At 43.7% G+C, this 20,965-nt stretch carries 20 protein-coding genes and 1 riboswitch; of the genes, 19 read left to right on the top strand and 1 reads right to left on the bottom strand.

Annotated elements, in window-relative coordinates:
- Positions 1-65: 65 nt before the first annotated feature.
- The 18 genes from M3593_RS05730 (at position 66) to M3593_RS05645 (ending at position 19,183) form a co-directional block, all read left to right on the top strand.
- Positions 66-239, top strand: coding sequence for a hypothetical protein (locus M3593_RS05730; RefSeq protein ID WP_186326764.1), 174 nt, complete (start codon positions 66-68; stop codon positions 237-239).
- Between the two features lie 76 nt (positions 240-315).
- Positions 316-720: a DUF350 domain-containing protein gene (locus M3593_RS05725; protein WP_144477525.1), complete on the top strand. Its 405-nt coding sequence runs from the start codon at positions 316-318 to the stop codon at positions 718-720.
- A 283-nt stretch (positions 721-1,003) separates the two neighbouring features.
- Positions 1,004-2,707: a long-chain-fatty-acid--CoA ligase gene (locus M3593_RS05720; protein ID WP_144477528.1), complete on the top strand. Its 1,704-nt coding sequence runs from the start codon at positions 1,004-1,006 to the stop codon at positions 2,705-2,707.
- Positions 2,708-2,919: 212 nt separating this feature from the next.
- On the top strand, positions 2,920-3,522 hold the full coding sequence (locus M3593_RS05715; protein WP_144477531.1) for a fatty acid metabolism transcriptional regulator FadR: 603 nt from the start codon (positions 2,920-2,922) through the stop codon (positions 3,520-3,522).
- A gap of 122 nt (positions 3,523-3,644) precedes the next feature.
- Positions 3,645-4,418, top strand: coding sequence for an enoyl-CoA hydratase (locus M3593_RS05710; protein WP_251541060.1), 774 nt, complete (start codon positions 3,645-3,647; stop codon positions 4,416-4,418).
- 87 nt (positions 4,419-4,505) lie between these two features.
- Positions 4,506-5,279, top strand: a complete 774-nt coding sequence (locus M3593_RS05705; protein ID WP_144477537.1) for an electron transfer flavoprotein subunit beta/FixA family protein — start codon at positions 4,506-4,508, stop codon at positions 5,277-5,279.
- Positions 5,280-5,317: 38 nt separating this feature from the next.
- Entirely contained in the window at positions 5,318-6,295 is a 978-nt protein-coding gene (locus M3593_RS05700; protein WP_144477540.1) for an electron transfer flavoprotein subunit alpha/FixB family protein, read from the top strand.
- Between the two features lie 161 nt (positions 6,296-6,456).
- Positions 6,457-6,771, top strand: a complete 315-nt coding sequence (trxA, locus tag M3593_RS05695; protein ID WP_144477543.1) for a thioredoxin — start codon at positions 6,457-6,459, stop codon at positions 6,769-6,771.
- 233 nt (positions 6,772-7,004) lie between these two features.
- Positions 7,005-8,198, top strand: coding sequence for a hypothetical protein (locus M3593_RS05690; protein WP_144477546.1), 1,194 nt, complete (start codon positions 7,005-7,007; stop codon positions 8,196-8,198).
- A gap of 110 nt (positions 8,199-8,308) precedes the next feature.
- Positions 8,309-9,262, top strand: coding sequence for an NAD-dependent epimerase/dehydratase family protein (locus M3593_RS05685; protein ID WP_251541057.1), 954 nt, complete (start codon positions 8,309-8,311; stop codon positions 9,260-9,262).
- The gene (locus M3593_RS05680; protein WP_251541055.1) at positions 9,249-10,190 is read left to right on the top strand and encodes a lysylphosphatidylglycerol synthase transmembrane domain-containing protein; all 942 of its coding nucleotides are present in this window, start codon (positions 9,249-9,251) and stop codon (positions 10,188-10,190) included. The genes M3593_RS05685 and M3593_RS05680 overlap by 14 nt, the downstream gene beginning before the upstream one ends.
- Before the next feature lies 1 nt (position 10,191).
- Positions 10,192-11,667, top strand: coding sequence for an alkaline phosphatase family protein (locus M3593_RS05675; RefSeq protein ID WP_251541053.1), 1,476 nt, complete (start codon positions 10,192-10,194; stop codon positions 11,665-11,667).
- On the top strand, positions 11,654-12,433 hold the full coding sequence (locus M3593_RS05670) for a glycosyltransferase family 2 protein (protein WP_144477558.1): 780 nt from the start codon (positions 11,654-11,656) through the stop codon (positions 12,431-12,433). Before M3593_RS05675 ends, M3593_RS05670 begins: the two co-directional genes overlap by 14 nt.
- Before the next feature lie 50 nt (positions 12,434-12,483).
- The gene (locus M3593_RS05665) at positions 12,484-13,236 is read left to right on the top strand and encodes a hypothetical protein (protein ID WP_144477561.1); all 753 of its coding nucleotides are present in this window, start codon (positions 12,484-12,486) and stop codon (positions 13,234-13,236) included.
- 35 nt (positions 13,237-13,271) lie between these two features.
- A complete protein-coding gene (locus M3593_RS05660) occupies positions 13,272-14,201 on the top strand; it encodes an FTR1 family iron permease (RefSeq protein ID WP_144477564.1) in 930 nt (309 codons plus the stop codon).
- 94 nt (positions 14,202-14,295) lie between these two features.
- Positions 14,296-15,756: a hypothetical protein gene (locus M3593_RS05655; RefSeq protein WP_144477567.1), complete on the top strand. Its 1,461-nt coding sequence runs from the start codon at positions 14,296-14,298 to the stop codon at positions 15,754-15,756.
- A 15-nt stretch (positions 15,757-15,771) separates the two neighbouring features.
- Positions 15,772-17,544: an excinuclease ABC subunit UvrC gene (gene uvrC, locus M3593_RS05650; RefSeq protein ID WP_144477570.1), complete on the top strand. Its 1,773-nt coding sequence runs from the start codon at positions 15,772-15,774 to the stop codon at positions 17,542-17,544.
- Between the two features lie 69 nt (positions 17,545-17,613).
- Positions 17,614-17,791: riboswitch (Lysine riboswitch) on the top strand.
- A gap of 159 nt (positions 17,792-17,950) precedes the next feature.
- A complete protein-coding gene (locus M3593_RS05645) occupies positions 17,951-19,183 on the top strand; it encodes an aspartate kinase (RefSeq protein ID WP_144477573.1) in 1,233 nt (410 codons plus the stop codon).
- Positions 19,184-19,428: 245 nt separating this feature from the next.
- On the opposite strand, the gene M3593_RS05640 is transcribed toward M3593_RS05645, so the two are convergent.
- Positions 19,429-19,881 carry a YslB family protein gene (locus M3593_RS05640; protein WP_144477576.1) on the bottom strand — a complete coding sequence of 151 codons (453 nt, stop codon included), beginning with the start codon at positions 19,879-19,881 and terminating at the stop codon, positions 19,429-19,431.
- A 455-nt stretch (positions 19,882-20,336) separates the two neighbouring features.
- Here M3593_RS05640 and M3593_RS05635 point away from each other — a divergent pair, with 455 nt between their 5' ends.
- Positions 20,337-20,945: a succinate dehydrogenase cytochrome b558 subunit gene (locus M3593_RS05635; RefSeq protein WP_144477578.1), complete on the top strand. Its 609-nt coding sequence runs from the start codon at positions 20,337-20,339 to the stop codon at positions 20,943-20,945.
- Positions 20,946-20,965 lie beyond the last annotated feature (20 nt).

Genomic DNA, 20,965 nt, shown 5'->3' with positions numbered 1-20,965 from the left:
GTAGACTCCTCCGAAAATGCTAACGCATTTCCATCGTGCGTGGGCAGATTCGAGGAAGCTGTTCAGTGTCCTGCGGGCGCAGCTGGTCAGGTGAGACCCCGCAGGAGCAAAGCGACGAGGAGGCTCAGCGCCAGCCAAGAAGAATTTGGTCTTTGAAAAAGCTGGCACTTGAGCTTTTTCATAATTCTTCCCCCGCGGAAAGCGAAGCGCCTGGAACGAAAATCAACAGTCTTGTTTAACAGAGAAAAAAATATTAATCACTCCAGAAACCATTATAATAGGCTTAGGGGTAAAATATATTCAGGGAGATTGGACATGAAGCATTTCTGGGAAAATGAATATGTAGTGACAGCAGGTTATTACAGTGTGGCGATTCTCTGCATGGTTGTATTCCTGGCTGTCTTTGAATTGGTCACTAAATACCGGAACTGGGATGAAATCAAAAAGGGGAATATTTCAGTCGCGATGGCAACCGGAGGGAAAATCTTCGGTGTAGCCAATATCTTCCGCCATTCTATCAACCAGCATGATTCACTTCTCACGATGGTTGGCTGGGGAGTTTTCGGCTTCTTGCTGCTTTTGATTGGATACTTTATTTTTGAATTCCTGACACCGAAGTTCAACATCGATATAGAAATAGAAAATGACAACCGTGCAGTTGGCCTGATTTCCATGGTCATCTCTATCGGCCTGTCGTATATCATCGGGGCGGGAATTTAATCAGGAGGATCAGAACAGATGGAAAAACTGGCAAAAATCTTGCTGATCCTATGCGGAGTCTTTCTGTTGGTCGGCATCATCTATATGATGTTTTTTGCATAAAACTGTAGAAAACCGCCTTTTATGGCGGTTTTTTTAATGGGCAAAATGAACGCTATCTGATTATTTTTTGGGTGTTTGTCCCTATTATCCTACAAAAAACTATTCTAATTGTCATAAAAAGACCATTATATTATAATGGGAGATAGAATTTTCAAAAAATTTTAAATAAGGAGGCGTCAAGATGGAAGTAGAAAAGCCGTGGCTGTCGCAATACCCTCCGGAAATCCCTGCTCATTTGGATCTCCAAAAAGCAACTGTCCAGGATTACCTTAAGCAAACTGCTGAGAAGTACCCCGAGAAGGTTGCCATCCATTTCATGGGCAAAGAACTGACGTATAAGCAAGTCTACAACTATGCGAAGAAACTGGCTGCCTATTTACAAGACTTAGGAATTGAAAAAGGGGACAGAGTCGCGATCATGCTCCCAAATACTCCTCAGTCAATCATCAGTTACTATGCAATCCTGATGGCCGGCGGAATCGTTGTCCAAACAAATCCGCTGTATATGGAAAGAGAGCTTGAGTACCAGATGAAAGATTCCGGTGCCAAAGCAATTATCACCCTGGATATTTTATTCCCTAGGGTGTCAAAGGTCATTGCCAATACGGATTTAGAGAATGTAATTGTAACCGCTATCAAGGATTATCTTCCATTCCCAAAGAATCTTGTCTACCCTTACATCCAGAAAAAACAGTATGGTATTATCGTGAACGTGAAGCATGAAGGCCAGAATCATCTTTTTACCGAGATTATGAAAAAGCCTGCGGGCAAAATTAAGGAATACGAGCTTGACTTTGAAGAAGACTTGGCTTTATTGCAATATACAGGCGGAACAACCGGATTTCCGAAAGGGGTCATGCTGACGCATAAAAACCTGATAGCGAATGCGGCAATGAGCAATGCCTGGCTGTATAAATGCAAAGAGGGACAAGAAACCGTCCTGGGGATCCTTCCGTTTTTCCATGTGTATGGGATGACAGCTGTTTTGATTTTGTCTGTCATGCAGGGACAAAAAATGGTGCTTTTGCCGAAATTCGACGCTGAAACGACGTTAAAGACGATTCAAAAACAAAAGCCGACACTTTTTCCTGGCGCGCCAACCATTTACATTGGGTTGTTGAATCATCCTGATATTAAGAAATATGATTTGTCCTCGATTGATTCCTGTATCAGCGGCTCTGCGCCACTGCCTGTGGAGGTCCAGGAAAGATTCGAGGAAGTAACAGGCGGGAAGCTCGTTGAAGGATATGGCCTGACTGAATCGTCACCGGTTACTCATGCTAACTTCCTGTGGGATAAAAAGCGTGTGAAAGGAAGTATAGGCGTCCCGTGGCCGGATACAGATGCCGCTATATTCTCTATGGAGACTGGCGAGCCGCTGCCGCCTGGTGAAATCGGCGAATTAGCTGTAAAAGGTCCGCAGGTGATGAAGGGTTACTGGAACAGGCCTGAAGAAACAGAGCAGGTCCTAAAGGATGGCTGGCTGCTGACTGGCGACCTTGGCTATATGGATGACGAAGGTTATTTTTATATCGTCGATCGGAAGAAGGACATGATCATTGCCGGAGGCTTCAATATCTATCCGCGTGAAATCGAGGAAGTCCTCTACGAGCATCCTGCGGTCCAGGAGGTTGTAGCGGCTGGTATACCAGATCCTTACAGAGGAGAAACGGTAAAAGTCTATATTGTGCTGAAGGAAGGTGCAGAGGCGACCGAGGAAGAACTCAACGAGTATTCACGCAAGCATCTGGCGGCCTATAAGGTACCAAGACTTTATGAATTCAGAAAAGAATTGCCGAAAACAGCAGTGGGCAAGATTCTCAGAAGAGCACTTGTAGACGAAGAAAAAGCAAAAAGTTTAGAAGATCAGCAAAAGCGAGCTTAACACTAAAAGCCGGCTTAATCGGCTCTTTCTTTTTGACAAAGAAAGCTTGTCCAATTGAAACACATTTCCTTGACAGAAATGTGAGTGAATACTATTATAAAAATATGAATGACGATTCATTCAGTAAAAAGTAATGCAGACAAAATCGTAATCGGGAGTGTGCCACTTTAGCATTTATTGCTTGTGCTTTTCCTGGAGCGGGAGTGAGTGAATTGAAAAAAAACAGGCCGAAGTATATGCAAATAATTGATGCAGCAGTCGTCGTTATCGCAGAAAACGGCTATCACCAGGCGCAAGTGTCTAAAATAGCGAAGCAGGCTGGAGTGGCTGACGGGACCATTTATTTGTATTTCAAGAATAAAGAAGACATACTGATTTCTCTGTTCCAGGAGAAGATGGGTTACTTCGTAGAAAATATCGAAGAAAAAATTGCAGGAAAAAAGACAGCAACAGAGAAATTATACATGTTGGTCGAAACGCATTTCAAAATGCTTTCCCAGGACCGGCATCTTGCAATTGTGACCCAGCTGGAGCTAAGGCAGTCGAATAAGGACCTCCGTCATAAAATCAACGAGGTGCTGAAAGGCTACTTAATGCTGATCGACAAAATCATTTTGGAAGGCATAGAGAATGGAGAGTTTTCAGGCTCCCTGGATTTGCGTCTTGCTAGGCAGATGATTTTTGGTACGGTGGATGAAACTGTGACTTCATGGGTAATGAATGAACAGAAATACAATCTGCCAGACCTGGCTGAAGCGGTACACCAGCTGCTGATCAACGGCTGCGGTTACCACGGTGCCAAACCGGTCCTTTAATCAAGTCCTTTCCATCTTCCTGTTTATCAGGTCTTATGGAAACGGTACGTAAAAAGGCATGTATCGCACATGGGGCCCATCCCTTGTGCGAAACCTGTCTTAATGTAAAAGGAGGGGAAAATGTGGAGTATCTTAAATGGTCTACGGAGGACAGGATTGCAACAATTACGATTGCCCGTCCGCCAGCGAATGCCCTTGCTTCAGGACTGCTAAAGGAAATATCGGCAGTGCTTGATGAAATCGAGGGAAATGAAGAAGTCAGGGTCATCCTGATCCATGGTGAAGGGAGATTCTTCTCTGCAGGAGCAGATATCAAGGAATTCACCACAATCAAAACCGGTGAAGACTTTGGGAAGCTCGCAGAGTATGGACAAGATCTTTTTGAGCGCATGGAATACTTTTCGAAGCCGATTATCGCAGCTATCCATGGTGCTGCACTGGGTGGAGGACTGGAGCTTGCAATGGCTTGCCACTTCAGGCTTGTCGCAGAAAATGCTAAATTAGGATTGCCCGAATTGCAGCTCGGATTGGTTCCTGGATTTGCAGGGAGCCAGCGTCTTCCAAGATATGTTGGTGTTGCCAGAGCAGCGGAAATGCTGTTCACAAGCGATCCGATCACAGGGGTGGAAGCAGTACAATACGGCCTCGCCAACCACGCCTACCCAGAAGAGGAATTGCTTGAAAACGCATACAAGCTGGCCGGCAAGATTGCGAAGAAGAGTCCTGTATCCATTGGGGCAGCTATCAAACTCTTAAACTATACGAAGCATGAAGCCTTTTACAAAGGGGTCAAAGATGAGGCGAAACTCTTCGGCGATGTCTTCCTGTCAGAGGATGGCCAGGAAGGAATCAAGGCATTCCTTGAAAAAAGACAGCCGGAGTTTAAAGGCAGATAAGCAAACTTTTAGCATCAAAATTTTTTGTTATAAATTTTTCTAATCTTTAGAACAGCTAAAATGTTTGAATACTTAGGAGGGGAACAAATGAATATTTACGTTCTAATGAAGAGGACATTCGATACAGAAGAAAAAATCACGCTCTCAAACGGCAAAATCAATGAAGATGGTGCGGAATTCATCATCAACCCTTACGATGAATATGCAATCGAAGAAGCTATCCAGGTCAGGGATGCCCATGGCGGAGAAGTAACAGTTGTTTCTGTCGGAAACGAGGAAGCAGAGAAGCAGCTTCGTACAGCCCTGGCAATGGGAGCGGATAAAGCAGTATTGATCAATATCGAAGATGACATAGAAGACGGAGACCAGTTCACAACTTCAAAAATCCTTGCTGAATACCTGAAGGATAAAGAAGCCGACTTGATCCTTGGCGGAAATGTCGCAATCGATGGCGGATCCGGACAGGTAGGACCACGAGTTGCTGAACAACTTGGTATGCCTTATGTAACGACCATTACTAAACTGGAAATCAACGGAACTACTGCTACAATCACTAGAGACGTAGAAGGGGATTCTGAAGTCATTGAGACAAGCCTGCCGGTTCTTGTAACAGCGCAGCAGGGCTTGAACGAGCCGCGTTATCCATCTCTTCCGGGAATCATGAAAGCGAAGAAGAAGCCTCTTGAAGAGCTAGAACTTGATGATCTTGATCTTGATGAAGACGATGTGGAAGCTAAGACGAAAACAATCGAAATTTATCTTCCTCCGCAAAAAGAGGCAGGAAAAGTCCTTCAAGGTGAGTTAGCCGACCAGGTTAAGGAACTTGTCAGCCTGCTTCACACAGAAGCAAAAGTCGTTTAAGACATATAGGAAGAATAAATACGCAGGAGGTAAATCAAATGGCGAGAAAAGTATTAGTATTGGGAGAAGCGCGTGACGGACAGCTTAGGAATGTTTCTTTTGAAGCGATCGCGGCTGGAAAAACAGTTGCTGAGGGCGGAGAAGTAGTTGGAGTCTTGCTTGGCGAATCTGTAAGTTCATTAGGCAATGACCTATATCAATATGGTGCCGACAAAGTTGTGGCTGTAGAAGATGCCAAACTGGCACAATATACACCAGACGGGTTTTCACAGGCATTGATGGCTGTCATCGAGCAGGAAAATCCTGAAGGCATCATTTTCGGACATACATCCCTTGGAAAAGACCTTGCACCGAAAATCGCAAGCAAACTGGGCTCAGGACTCATTTCAGATGCGGTAGCGGTAGAGGAAGCGGGAGGCAATCTTGTATTCACTCGCCCAATCTATTCAGGTAAGGCTTTTGAAAAGAAGATTGTCACTGATGGATTATTGTTTGCTACAATCCGTCCAAACAATATTGCTCCTTTGGAAAAAGATGCAGGCAAATCCGGTGAAGTATCAACTGTTTCAGCAGAAATCAAGGATTTAAGAACAATCATCAAGGATGTTGTCCGCAAAGCAACTGAAGGCGTAGACCTGTCAGAAGCAAAGGTCGTTGTAGCTGGAGGACGCGGTGTCAAGAGTGAAGATGGCTTCGAACCTCTCAAGGAACTGGCAGACGTCCTTGGCGGAGCGGTTGGCGCTTCCCGCGGTGCATGTGACGCTGACTATTGTGACTATTCACTTCAGATTGGCCAGACAGGCAAGGTTGTAACACCAGACTTATATATCGCTGCTGGTATCTCTGGAGCAATCCAGCACCTTGCAGGTATGTCAAACTCCAAAGTCATCGTAGCGATCAATAAAGATCCGGAAGCAAATATCTTTAAAGTGGCAGACTACGGAATCGTTGGTGACTTATTCGAGGTCGTTCCAATGCTTACTGAAGAGTTCAAAAAACTCAAAGTCAATGCTTAAAATAATACATTAAAACGGACGTGAACAGCGTCCGTTTTTTCATTTTTTAAAGAATATTCAAATGCAAAGAGGGTAAATTACAACAAGAGCATATAGATAGCATCAATTGGTAAACGATGATATACTGACGATATTATCCAGATTTTTTAGGAGGCATTCAAATGGCTATTACACATGCTACTGACGCAACTTTTGCTAACGAAACAGGATCAGGCCTAGTGCTTGTTGATTTTTGGGCACCATGGTGCGGCCCTTGTAAGATGATCGCTCCTGTGCTTGAAGAATTAGATTCAGAAATGGGCGACAAAGTGAAAATCGTGAAGCTTGATGTGGATGACAACCAGGAAACTGCAGCACAATACGGCATCATGAGCATTCCGACATTGCTTGTCCTTAAAGATGGACAGCCGGTTGATAAAGTAATCGGTTTCCAGCCAAAAGAAGCACTTGCAGGACGTCTTCAGCAGCATATCTAATCAACTAGCAACAAAAAAATCCCGCCATCTCATTGATGGCGGGATTTTTTTGCGTTGATGAAGATTCATCAGAAATTCTAACAATAGGGCATGATAATTTCAATGTTCATTAGTTTGTCAAAGTTTTCTCACAAAGTTCGTTGACAGTGAAAATCATTCTCGATTATAATAACAACTGTGATTGAAAATCATTATCATTTAAAAAAGAAATTATCAATTGGGGGCATACAATCATGAAAAAACGAGATCTTAAAATAGTTTTTGCTAGTTTCATAATGGCGAGTGCTGTATTGGCTGGATGTGGCGCGGATAAAGATACAGCTTCAAAGCCTGAGGATAAAAAGCAAGAAGAAACCGTAAAAAAGGAAGAAACGACAGAAGCTGAAGAAGCGGAAACAGAAGTCGAGTATGGTGATGTATATAAGGAAGCTGTCACCGAGCTTGAAAAAGCCAAGGAAAACAAGGATGTCGACTTTGATAAAGTAACAAAGCTTTATAACGAAAATCTTCAAAGCCTAGTCCAGAAGAGAGATCAGGAATTTGAAGATACAGTTGACCAGCACATCACGACAGCATTACAGGCTGGAAAAGATGGTTCAATGGATAAGGTAGTTGTTAAACAAATTTTCGATAAGCTTATGCAAAAAGTATTTTATACTACGATGAAACATGAATTTATCGAAGTGGCTGAAAACTGGGATGATAAAGAAGCAGTGAAGGAAGAAATTGAAGAGGCAAAAGAATTTTACGCAATCATTGAAGGTACAGTCCAAAAACGCGATGATGCTAATGGCACGAACATGAAGGATGCAATTTCCGGCGGGTTCGCTGAAATGGAAAAGGCTGTTGAGGCAGATGACCAATTAGCATTCAAGCTTGGACAACAAGTTGTCGATAAAACGTTAATGAAGACATTCTACCTTGCAACTGCTGCAGTTCCAAATGGTTATGCTACTAAAGCCGCAAATGAGGCAAAAGAAGATGCCGAAGCGGCTAAAGTTGAACAGGCAGAAGGATGGGCCTTCTACCAGTCAATTGCTAGCTACCTTGTAAAGAACGCACCGGAAGAAGCAGAGATTATTGAAAAACAGTTCAACCTGGAAACTGATGTGAAGACGATTGACCCGGCAGCTGTAAATAATGCTGCAGTCAGAGGTTTTGCGAAAATTGCTCTCCATGAATTAGAAGAAAGCGAAGAGAACTGGGGCGAGGATAAAGGGGTAATCACAGCTCTTGAAGGCGCTCTGTTCACTGACCTTATTGGTGAAGACATTAAGCGCCTGGTCGGTGAAGAGGTATATGCTTCACTTTCAGAGAACGCCCAAAAATATTACGAAGCTGCCAAAGCAAAAGATAAAGAAAATGGAGAAGTTTTGAGGAAAGAAGTAGAAGCAGCTCTTCAGACTGTAATCGATTCAGCAAAATAATGCTTGCCGGAAGAACCTTGTACCCTGACAAGGTTTTTCCTTTTTTACTCTGCTTCTAAATTTCTCTATAATATAGAATGGCAGAGACAATCGTGACTGAGGTGTATTCTTTGAAAATAATCGTTACAGGCGGTGCCGGTTTCATCGGCTGCCACCTATCAAGAAAGTTAGTGGAAGAAGGCAATGAGGTACTGGTCATAGATGCAATCCATCCTTATTACTCAAAAAAAAGGAAATTGGACCAGCTGCATTACATTGGAGAAGCGGGACCGTATCGATTTGAGGAAAAGAACCTGCTGGATGATGAGGAGGATATCCGGAGAATTTTCCTTGAATTTCAGGCAGACTGTGTAGTTCACCTGGCAGCATTGCCTGGAGTCAGCTACTCACTTGAAGCCCCCGGGCAATATGTCGATTATGACGTAAAAGCGACCGTCAACGTCCTGAAGTTCTCCGGCGAGTCGAATGTAAAGAAGGTCATTTACGCTTCCTCATCTTCTGTATATGGAGAACAGGCGAATAAACCATTAACAGAAGCAATGGCAACTGGCAAAGTGATCTCACCCTACGCTGCAGCTAAATATGGTGCCGAATCCTTTTGCCATGCATTCGCTAGCATGTACAAGTATGATATGACAATCCTTAGGTTCTTTACAGTGTATGGTCCATGGGGCCGGCCAGATATGGCGATCACAAAGTTTATAGAAAGAATTTTGAACGGTGAAGAAATCACGGTTTATGGCAATGGGACATCACGTGATTATACTTACATAGATGATATAATTGAAGGGATTTATGCAGCAATCCATAAAGCGCGTGGAACGAATATTATGAATTTAGGATCTTCCTGCCCAGTTTCCATCGAGGAATTGATAGAGGCTATCGCAAAACATTTTCCAGATATGAAGATTCACCATGCAGGGTTCAGGCAGGGGGATGTGACATCGACCTGGGCTGATACCTCCAAAGCCAAGGAACTGCTGGGTTTCCAAGCCAAAGTTCCTTTCGATGAAGGGTTGGCCAGAACAGTGAAGTGGGCAGTTGATTACTATGGCAAGGAATAAGTCCTTACTTTTTAAAATCGTTGGAATGATTCTCGTGATCATTTTTGCGATCCTATCATTCAGATACTTCCATATCGGCACATTGATAGACGAGAGCATCCATTTTTGGAGGTCAGGTTTTCTGTTATGGGGTGCCGCATTTACATACCTCCTTGCATTTCTAATCAGGGCCCTGGCATGGAAAGTATATATTCCGAAACAAGTGAAGTACTTGAACTGTGTGCAGGGTATATTTTTAAGTTTATCCATCAATCATATTACGCCTGTCAAAGCAGGGGATTTTTTTCGTGCGGGGTTCCTGGCCGCCAAGGAACAAGAATTGACCGTCGATGAATCCGCCAATTCCGTGATTTTTATGCGGTTCCTCGATATAGTTACATTGGCATCCATTACCGGAGCAGGATTATTGATCTTAGGCAAAGATCTTGTCTTCAATCTCTCCTTGCCATTATTGGCAGCTTTCGCGATTCTCGCTGTAATCGGAATTATGCTTCTAAACCGTTTTTTTTCTGGTTTTGTCCAAAAGCATCTGATAATGTTGAAGGATGCTTTGTCCCAAAAAAGGAGTCTCTATCTATTCCCATTGGTCATCATCAGTTGGGTATTGGAGAGCTTCGTCATCTGGAATGTCGCAAAGTCCATGGGGATATCTCTTTCTTTCATTGAAGGCTTGTGGGTTAATTCCCTTACTGTTGGAGGCCAGGTTTTCCAAATTACACCTGGCGGAATATCAACGTATGAATCAGTTATGACATCCGCTTTGGCCATTTTGGGGATTGGGACCAGGGAGGCCTATACAGCTTCCATTTTAAGCCATGGCTTTAAATTTGTTTTTTCATATTTTACTGGCCTGCTGTTATTGATTTCCTCTCCTGCATATTTTCGCAGGGAACTAAGGAATTTCAGGTCAGGGAGAAAGAAGGATTAAAATGAAAAGCGCATCTAAATTTGAAAAATTTGCGGCCCGAAGCTGGAATCTGCTTAATGAGGGGAAGCCATTCACGCCAATTTTCACGATTGGCACCATGGTATTATTCCACCTCGGCGATTTGGGCAGCGCGGGAAGGTTCACAGAGTTCCTTTTCGCCCTGCTTACAGTCCTGCCGCTGTTTATCATGTATTTTATTTATGATTTTCCGTTGTTTTTGAGAAACTATCTATGGATTCCGTTTATCGTATTTATCGTTATTTGGCCCGATCTTAACTTAAGTTTGCTGCTGTTTGCAGCTGGCCTTTATTTTTTCTTTACCGTGTTTTTCTGGGGGACGTTTTATTACCACTTAAGAATTGGCACTTCCTGGCTGAACTTCACGAGATTTTGGAAGCTCGTTTTAAAGAACAGTGATTCGACAAGCGGTAATGCCCAGGAGCAGCTTCCGAAGTTCTTGCTGCTGCTCTCCGTATGGGAATTGTCATATACCGCGATTTCTGGCGGCTCTGGTCTTCCCCTGGCGGATTTGGTGATCTTTTATGGCTTCATATTATTGTTTGCCTTTATTTTGCACAAATATTTATTCGACTGGAAACCAAAGGCTTATGAAACGTATACAAAGGATGAGGGGCCTGATGTTCCTCAAAATGGCCTGTCCGATAAGGTGATTGTCATCGTCATTGATGGAATGCGTAAGGAACGTTTTTACGAGGCGAATACGCCTTTTCTCGACCAGTTAAAAGAGAATGGCACGGAATATCTGAATATGGAAACATTGTACCCTGCGAGAACCGTGGTGTGCTTCAGTTCAATGTTTACCGGTACCTATCCGTTTGAGCATGGCATAAAATCCAATATGGTCTATAAGCTTGGGGTCAATACGGAAACGATCTTTGACTCGCTGAGGAAAGTTGGCAAAAGGGGAAGACTGCTTGGCATAGCCCATCTGGTTGATGCAATGGGAAGCGATGTCGAGACGGTGACGGCTGTGATGCATAAGGATAAGGCTGACACCAATATGCTGGCAAGGGCAAGAAAAATCATGGACGAGCAGGACCCTGATCTGTTTGTCGTGCAAATGATTGGGACAGACCAGGTTGGACACAGCCGCGGAGTCCTCTATGATGATTATATTGAAAAAATCGAGGAAGCCGACGCACTGATTAAGGAGTTTGTTGAATGGCTCGAGGCAGAAGGGAAAATGGAGAACACTACGCTTGTCGTTTGTGCAGACCATGGGCAGGCTGACGGAATCGGGGGCCATGGCCACCTTGATGAAGGTGAAAGATTTGTTCCATTTTTCATGCATGGGCCGCATATCAGGAAGGGAAATAAAGTCCAGGAAAAGCATAGCCTCGTCTCACTTGCTCCGACGATTTCCTATCTGATGGGAGCGCCGTATCCAGCAAGCAGCAGGGGCAAAGTCTTAATGGACGCAATCAAAGCAGAGAAGGAAGAGAATGAATTTGAATAAAGTGATCGTATTTTTACCGGCTTTTAATGAGGAAGAGTCAATAGCTGAAGTGATTGGCAATATACCGCGCAGTTTTGCCGGTGCTGCTCAGGTGGAAGTGCTGGTCATTGACGATGGATCTAACGATGGAACAGTTGCTGAAGCAAAAAAAGCAGGGGCAGACCATGTCATCAGCTTTGAAAAAAACCGCGGCCTGGGTGCCGCGGTCCGAAAGGGAATACAAGAGTGCTATAAGATGGGTGCAGATGTCGGTGTAATGATTGATGCAGATGGAGAATATCCTGCATGGCAAATTCCTGATATCGTCAAACCAATCTTGAATGGCGAAGCAGATTATACAATGGGCTCAAGATTTATGGGCACAATAAAAGGAATGAAATTTCACCGCAGGATGGGGAATTATTTTTTCACATTTTTGCAAACCTTATTATTGAAAAAATGGCTTTATGATGGACAATCTGGAATGAGGGCGTTTTCACGGCAGGTCCTCAAGCATGCGGAAATCATCCATGATTACAATTATGCGCAAGTATTGACACTGAACCTTGTCCGAAAAGGCTTCAGGGTGCTGGAGGTGCCAATCCAATACCGCGTGAGGACAACGGGCACATCCTTTATTTCGTTCAAAAAATATATGACGAATGTGGTGCCTGCCGTCTACCGGGAAATGTCCAGGCCGGTATCTAAACTTGCTGGAGAAGAGATTTTTCAACGTAAAGGCAGTAAAAAAAGTGACAAAAAGGTGACGGTTATCAAATATGATTGACATTCATAATGATAATCATTATCATTATCATTGTAGGAGGGAAACAACGAATGAAAAGAGCCATATTTTTTTGTTTTTCACTGATATTGATTCTCAGTAACATTCCGCTGTCTGCCAGCGCATATTCATATGGGGATCCCAATGAAGAAAAGGTTGCAGAAGTCTATAAGGAAATGCAATTGAAGCTGGATGAGAACCCTCCGAATTTCACAGCGGCAAAATCCCTGTTCGGAACAGTCAAGGAAGAAATTGACATGCATATGGGAACTGAGCCAGGAGAAGTCATCATGAAAAGCCTGGATGATGAAGATAAAGAAGCAACCATTGAGAATATGGAAAAACTCCTCGTATTGAATATAGCGAGAAGACTTGAAAGCATCGAAAAGAATTTTGAGGAATTTGACAACTCCAAAAAGCTCCTTGCGAAAGGATTTGCTACATATCAAGCGTTATCGCCAAAGGTAGAGGCGCAAAATGCTGAAGTGGACCAACAGATCAAAGCTGATTTTGATGCTGCACTGGAAGCATTGGGGAATCCCGGATTGTTTGGCGTCGGGAAAAAACCATCGGACATCGAGACTTTTAAAGAAAAAAAAGAAGCAATCCTCGATTCATTACAAAAGGAGTTCAATCTCGCCAGCCTGGAAGTAGGTCACTTTGCTGAAAGTGCAACTGAACAAGAAGGTACGGGCAAAAAGGATTGGACGGATTTATCGAATTTCCGCAACTGGATTCCAATCATCATCATCATTGGAGTGATTGCGGCAGTAGTGGCCATTGGCATAAAGAGAAGAAGAGCATAAATTTTGATGACACCTTGGAGAGGGGAGAATCAGCAATGGAAGTTCAAGCGTTATTGATTACTTTTCGTGAAGTATTGGAAGCATTATTAATTATCGGGATCATCACAACCTATCTAAAAAGGATGGATCATTCCAAATATACGAAGTATGTGTGGCTGGGAGCGGGTCTTGCCGTTCTTGCGAGCATCGGGGTAGCGATCCTGTTCCAGGTCGTGTTCACCGGATTCGCAGCGATGGGCAGCGAGATCTACCTCAAGATCGGAATCATGATTGTATCGACGGTCCTTCTGACCCAGATGGTATTTTGGATGGCGAGCCACAGCAAAAACCTTAAAGGCAATATGGAAGGGAAAATGAATAAATTCATCTCGACAGGCAATATTGTCGGTATGGTCATCCATTCATTCCTCGTTGTCTTGCGTGAAGGAATCGAGACAGTGTTCTTTTTTGCAGCGATCACCGGCGGTAACATCGGTGCTGCGATGCAGGGATGGGGAGCGATTACCGGAACACTGATTGCTGTAGTCGTTTCCTATATGTTCTTCAAAGGCACAATGAAGGTGAATCTCAAGACATTCTTCCAGATTACAGGAGCTTTCATCATCCTGATATCTGCCGGTTTGCTTGTACAGGCAATCTCAATGATGCAGGACATTAACTTGATTGGAAGCGTCATGTACCATGTTTACGATATTACATGGCTGTTGCCTGAACACCCGATTGATTATGCACACTATCTCCGGGACACCGGTGCAGCACCGCTCATATCCGGTGATGTCGGAATCTTCCTGAAGGCGTTGTTCGGATATTCTTCAATGCCATCCATCGAGGAAGTCATTGCTTATATTGGCTACTTTGCGGCAATTTTCCTGCTGACATCATCACGCAGCTCCAAGAAACAGCAGGCTGCTGAAAAAACGGCAGAAGCGAAGCAGGTCAATGTACTGAAGCCACAAGTAAAATAAAAGTTTTGAGGTGTAACTCTCCTCTCTCCAGAAAAAGTACAGGGATATTCCTTGTACTTTTTTCATACGTAAAAACAAAGTTGGTGTTTGTAAGATGAATTTCGCAAAAATAAACCGAGTCCTGATCTCAGGAGTGAGTTTGCTTGCTATCCTATATGTTTTCATGACGCAGCTTGGCAATCTGAATCCCTTCGTCTCATCCTGGGATCAGGTAGACTTTACCCTAGCGCTTGATCGATATGATTTAAGGGCAATGCAACCCCATTTTCCTGGCTATCCTTACTTCATTTTAGGTGGATTGCTCACGGATAAATTCGTGCAGAATCCAGGACAGGCGCTGGTAGCATTCAATGTGCTCGTATATGCGAGTTCGATACTGCCCGTGTACCTGCTGGCGTCAAAAGTCGTTTCAAAGGAAAATGCCTTTCTCGTTGCAGGCATTATTTACACAGCGAGCTATCCGCTGATTATCGTCAATCAGCCGATGTCTGAAGGTGCTGCACTTGCCGCATTCTGGTGGTACTTCTGGAGCATAGCAGCTGCAGAAACAAAATCTTCAGGGAAATGGATGCTCCTTCCCTTGTTTTTATTCAGTGTGCTATTGGGGATCAGATTGAGTTATATTCCGATGGGGATTGGCCTCATCTATCTTTTTTATAAAAAATGGACGAAACAAGAGCTTACTTTGCCAGGTATGATAAAACTTACGGCTATTGCCGGCTTGTTCCAGTTGATTTGGGTTGGAGGTCTGATTCTCACCGAAGGAAGTGTCGCCAATTTCCTGGAGCTGGCATTCGGATTCACCGGCGGCCATTTTCAGGAATGGGGTGGCACCTCGGCATCGAACGAACTTTCCATTTTTGCAAGGTTGAAGGCATTCGTGTTTACCAACATTTTGTGGTGGGGAATATTTTCACGAACAACTGTTTTGATGGTATTATATATAGTTATTGGCAGCATTATTTTATGGCCATCCCGCAAAAGCGGAATTTTTAAAGAAGGCAATGTCCAATTAAGTCTGCTGCTGATGCTGGCTTATGGAGGCTGGGCGCTTTTTGCCCAGAATATCGACAAGCCGAGGCATATATTGCCCGTAGCGCTGCTGATTGTATTTTTTTGCATGCTCGTCTTTTTTAAAAAAAGAGCAGAGAAATTTACACGTTATCTAGCGCTTGCTGTAATCATTGCCCAGGCAATTGTTTCATCAAGCTATGTGCAGGAACAGGCTGAGTTATCACCCGCTGTCTACCAGCTCGCGAATTATCTTGAGGAACAGCATGATGAGTTTGTCCTTTATACATGGGAGGAAACAAGGGTGCTTCAGTTCTTGGGAATGCCTTATCCCCATAAACGAATCTATACTTATAAGATTTTTCTTCATGACCAGGGATTATATGAAGGAAAAACGATATATTTAACAAATAGTGTAATAGACGGCTTCCGGTCCCAGGGTATCAATCCAGGCGGAAAGCTTGAAGAAGTGAAAACATTTTCGTCAAATGAAATTTTTGACCCGGTCTATCATGAGATTATTTTATATAAATGGACACCGTAACAGGAGGTGAATGGCATGAATGAGCAAATCAGGAATAAGCTTGCTCTTCTTCCTGCGCAGCCAGGATGTTATTTAATGAAGGACAGGCAGGGAACCATCATTTATGTGGGAAAAGCCAAGATTTTAAAAAACAGGGTCCGCTCTTATTTTACCGGATCGCATGACGGCAAGACGCTCCGGCTTGTGAATGAAATCGAGGATTTCGAGTATATTGTCACCTCTTCCGATATGGAAGCACTGCTGCTTGAAATCAATCTAATCAAAAAATATGACCCGAAGTATAATATCATGCTCAAGGATGACAAGACCTATCCCTTCATCAAGCTGACGGCAGAGCGGCATCCAAAACTGATCATTACCCGCAAGGTCAAAAAAGACAGCGGAAAATATTTTGGTCCATACCCGAATGTTCAGGCAGCGAATGAGACGAAAAAGCTGCTCGACAGGATTTATCCGCTCAGGAAGTGCTCGACACTGCCAGACAGGGTCTGTCTCTACTATCATATGGGCCAATGTCTGGCACCCTGTGTCAAGGACGTCAGCAAGGAAGAATATAAGCAGATTACCGATGAAATCACGAAATTCCTGAATGGCGGATACAAGGAAATCAAGGTTGATTTGACAGAAAAAATGGCTGCCGCTGCCGAGGAACTTGACTTTGAAAGGGCAAAGGAGTTCCGCGACAAGATTGCCCATATTGAAGCAACAATGGAAAAGCAGAAGATGACCACGACAGACTTTACCGACCGTGATGTGTTTGGCTATGCAGTCGATAAGGGCTGGATGTGTGTTCAGGTATTTTTTATCCGCCAGGGGAAATTGATTGAAAGGGAAGTTTCGATGTTCCCGATCCATAATGAACCCGAGGAAGATATTCTCACATATCTTGGCCAATTTTATTCGAAAAATGAGCATTTCAAGCCAAAGGAGATATTGGTGCCCGAAAGCGTCGACCTAGAAATGGCAGAGGGATTGCTTGGTGTAAAAGTCCTCAAGCCTCAGCGCGGCAAGAAAAAAGAGCTTGTACACTTGGCTTCAAAAAATGCCCGGATCGCCCTTCAGGAAAAGTTCTCCCTGATCGAGCGCGATGAGGAAAGGACCATTAACGCAGTTGAGAACCTTGGGAAACAAATGGGGATCTATACACCCCATCGGATCGAATCATTTGATAACTCCAATATCCAGGGAACTGACCCGGTTTCAGCGATGATCGTATTCATTGATGGGAAACCCGAGAAAAGGGAGTACCGGAAATATAAAATCAAATCAGTGAAGGGGCCAGATGACTACGAGTCGATGAGGGAAGTCGTCCGCCGCCGGTATACCCGGGTGTTGAGAGAGGGTTTGCCGCTGCCGGATTTGATCATCATCGATGGCGGAAAAGGGCATATCGAGTCCGCCCGGGATGTCCTGGAGAATGAATTAGGTCTTGATATTCCGATTGCCGGCCTGGCCAAGGATGATAAGCACAGGACTTCCCAGCTGCTATATGGCAATCCATTGCAGGTGATTGAATTGCCGCGGAACAGCCAGGAGTTTTACCTGCTGCAAAGGATTCAGGATGAGGTGCACCGCTTTGCCATCACCTTCCACCGCCAGCTGAGGGGAAAAAGCGCTTTCCAATCGATCCTCGATGATATCGCAGGCATTGGCGAAAAGCGGAAGAAAGCGCTGCTGAAACATTTCGGTTCAGTCAAAAAAATGCGAGAAGCCTCTGTTGAGGAATTGAGTGCAGCCGGGCTGCCGGCGAATGTTGCTCAGGAACTATATCAGAAATTACAGGATTAATGTAGCAATCTATATTTTTGTATGCTATAATGATAAAAATTTCATATTGCTATCACTTTAGAGTATTAAAGTGAAGATAGAGGTGCAAGCTTCAAGAGTAAAAGGCCGGAGAATTATAGGATTCTGGGAAGGGCTTTGAAAGGGGATGCTTGCCGAAGTGAGGAGATGCCTATCCATTTTCTCGCTGGTCCTTCGTTGAATAAACGCTGGATTGTCAAGATTGCCATCTTGGAGTGCTATCTCATGTTGCAGCGTATATACACGTTTATTAAGCAATGGGAGCCACTTCCATTGCTTTTTCTGTTTTTACGGCTCTTTTTTTAAAAGGCTCGGGGAAAATACATATGCAGATAAGCCTTGAAGCTCTTACAGAGGCAAAATACTGAAAAAGAGGCAGGGGAAACTAATGGGATTGATTGTACAGAAATTCGGCGGAACATCGGTTGGCAGTGTTGAAAAGATCAGGAATGCTGCCTCAAGGACAGCAGAAGAATTGAGGAACGGCAATAATGTTGTCGTAGTCGTATCAGCAATGGGCAAGACGACCGACCATCTTGTCGACATGGCGAACGATATTTCAAGGGCGCCATCCAAAAGGGAAATGGATATGCTTTTGACGACGGGAGAGCAAATCACCATCGCGCTTTACTCAATGGCTCTTGCACAGAGCGGAATAGACGCAGTTTCTTTTACTGGCTGGCAAGCTGGAATCCAGACCGAAGCCATCCATGGAAACGCCCGGATTATCGATATTGACACAGACAGGATTTCCAAAGAGCTGGAGTCAGGAATGGTGGTCATTGTCGCCGGATTCCAGGGTGTAACAGAGGACGGGGAAATCACCACACTTGGAAGGGGCGGATCAGATACAACAGCCGTCGCGCTTGCAGCCGCATTGAAGGCTGATAAATGCGATATTTATACAGATGTAACGGGCGTGTTCACGACCGATCCAAGATTTGTGAAAAGTGCAAGGAAGTTACTGAGTGTCTCATATGACGAGATGCTTGAGCTGGCGAACCTGGGAGCAGGTGTGCTCCACCCGCGTGCGGTCGAATTCGCCAAGAATTACGGACTGCCGCTTGAAGTAAGATCCAGTATGGAAAAAGAAAGAGGCACAATGATCGAGGAGGAGAATGAAATGGAACAAAATCTAGTTGTACGTGGAGTAGCGTTTGAAGACCAGATCACGAGAGTATCAGTACTGGGAGTAAGCACTTCTTTAAAAGGGCTTTCTACGATCTTCACCACACTTGCCCAAAATCATATCAATGTGGATATCATCGTCCAGAGCCGCACAGAAGCAGGCACAGCCAATATTTCATTCTCCATCAAGAGCAATGATCTGACAGAAACACTGGACGTACTGGAACGGAATAAAGAATCATTGAATTATCAATCCGTCGAATCAGAAACTGGCCTTGCAAAGGTATCGATTGTCGGATCAGGCATGGTCTCAAATCCCGGGGTTGCCGCGAAAATGTTTGAAGTCCTTGAAGGAAACGGCATCCAGGTCAAAATGGTAAGCACATCCGAAATCAAAGTTTCCACAGTCGTAAACGAAAAACAAATGGTCCATGCCGTCGAATCACTCCATGAGGCATTCGAGCTTTATTCAGGAGCGGTTAAGACGAACTAATAAATCATGCTTAAAGCTTCCTGGGTGCCCCCCAGGAAAGCTTTTATATATGCTGCTGTGTGATCGTAAAAGTGTCCCTCAAGAGTTTATAGGCACATTAGAGACGATTATATGCGGATAAAAGGGCAGAATGAGAGTTTATTGTTACATTAAAGCGGATTATGTGCGGATAAAGGGCAGAAGAGAGTTTATCGTCACATTAAAGCGGAAGGGCACAGTAACGGTTTCACTGTGCCCTCTTATATTTACTCAATAATATCAGTCTTATCCCACTTGATTGTAAACTGGACTTTTGATGCTTTCTTATTGGGGTGCTCGAATGCTTCTGCTGTAAATTTTTTCTGGTGTTCCATTTGCTGGGCGATGAAACCGGCTTCCAGCTGGAATGTGGTATTTGGGTTTTTTTTCAGTCGGGAGGAAATCAGTTCACTGCTGAGTTCCAGCAGTATTTCTCTTCTGGATTCTTCTTTGATGGTGAGACGGCCCCAGCCGGCGTCCTGGAAAAACTGGATGGTCTCCTCCAAGTTGGACAAAAGATGTTTGCGGGCGAGGCGTTTACCGGCCCAGTAAAGGATTTCTGGAGTATCTTTGCCAAGCAGTTCGTTCAATAATTCTTCCCTGATCAATTCATATCCGAAAGCGCTGACAGCGAGTGGCTCGCTTTCGGTTTTTGGCTCTGAAGTTGTTGTTTCGCTCATGTTCTCCCCACTTTCTATGAATCTATTATAAACAATTTGCCAAAAAAACACTGGCGTTGATAAAAATAAATAACTGTTAATTTTTGTTTCCATAAAGAATTTTATAAATTTTTTCCATGTTTATACCATACCCGTAACTCGGAATTTCAAAAATTAATTTTGTGTCATTCGGCTGCAAAGGGCAATAGTATTATTTTAATATACTCTTTCTGAGGTGGGAATAAATAAAAAGTGGGATTTTTACGATATCAATATATTTTAAAAATTTTATTTATATAAGCATTTTTATGTATACGTTTTCTTGACGCTCCAATATGATGGGAGTAAAATGAACATGTCACATAATTGTAAGAAATGCTTATATTTTTGATGTGAGGCTGTTTCAATCTCTTAGGTTAATAGGGATGGGGAGAGAAGTCTTAACATCACGGCCAAATTTCAAGGGGGGTATACATATGGCAGGTAGACAAGAGTTTTATTGGCGGAGGCTGCATTCATTGCTGGGTGTAATTCCGGTAGGTCTTTTCCTCACGCAGCACCTTGTAGTCAACCACTTTGCTACTGGGGGAGAGGAATCATTCAACAATGCAGCACATTTCATGGAGCAGTTGCCTTTCAGGTATTTTCTAGAAGTTTTCATTATCTTCTTACCATTATTATTCCATGCTATTTACGGTCTTTATATTGCTTTTACAGCTAAAAACAATATAGGCCAATATGGCTATTTCAGAAACTGGATGTTCATGCTTCAGCGTGTGTCCGGGGTGATCACTTTAATCTTCGTTGCATGGCATGTGTGGGAAACTCGTATTGCTGCGGCTTTCGGTGCTGCTGTTAACTTCCAGATGATGGAGACAATTCTTTCAAGTCCATTCATGCTATGGTTCTACTTGATTGGTATCATTTCTACTACTTTCCACTTTGCTAACGGATTATGGTCATTCTTCGTAAGCTGGGGCATCACTGTTACACCGCGTTCTCAAGTGATTTCCACTTATGTCACAATCGGTGTATTCATTGCGCTTTCCATCGTTGGTGTCCGTGCGATCCTGGCATTTGTATAAGATTTTTTAAAAAATGAACA

Origin of the sequence: Mesobacillus sp. MER 48, assembly GCF_023714225.1 — a bacterium.
GTDB lineage: Bacteria > Bacillota > Bacilli > Bacillales > Cytobacillaceae > Mesobacillus > Mesobacillus oceanisediminis_A.
This window is presented reverse-complemented; position numbering and strand designations above follow the sequence as displayed.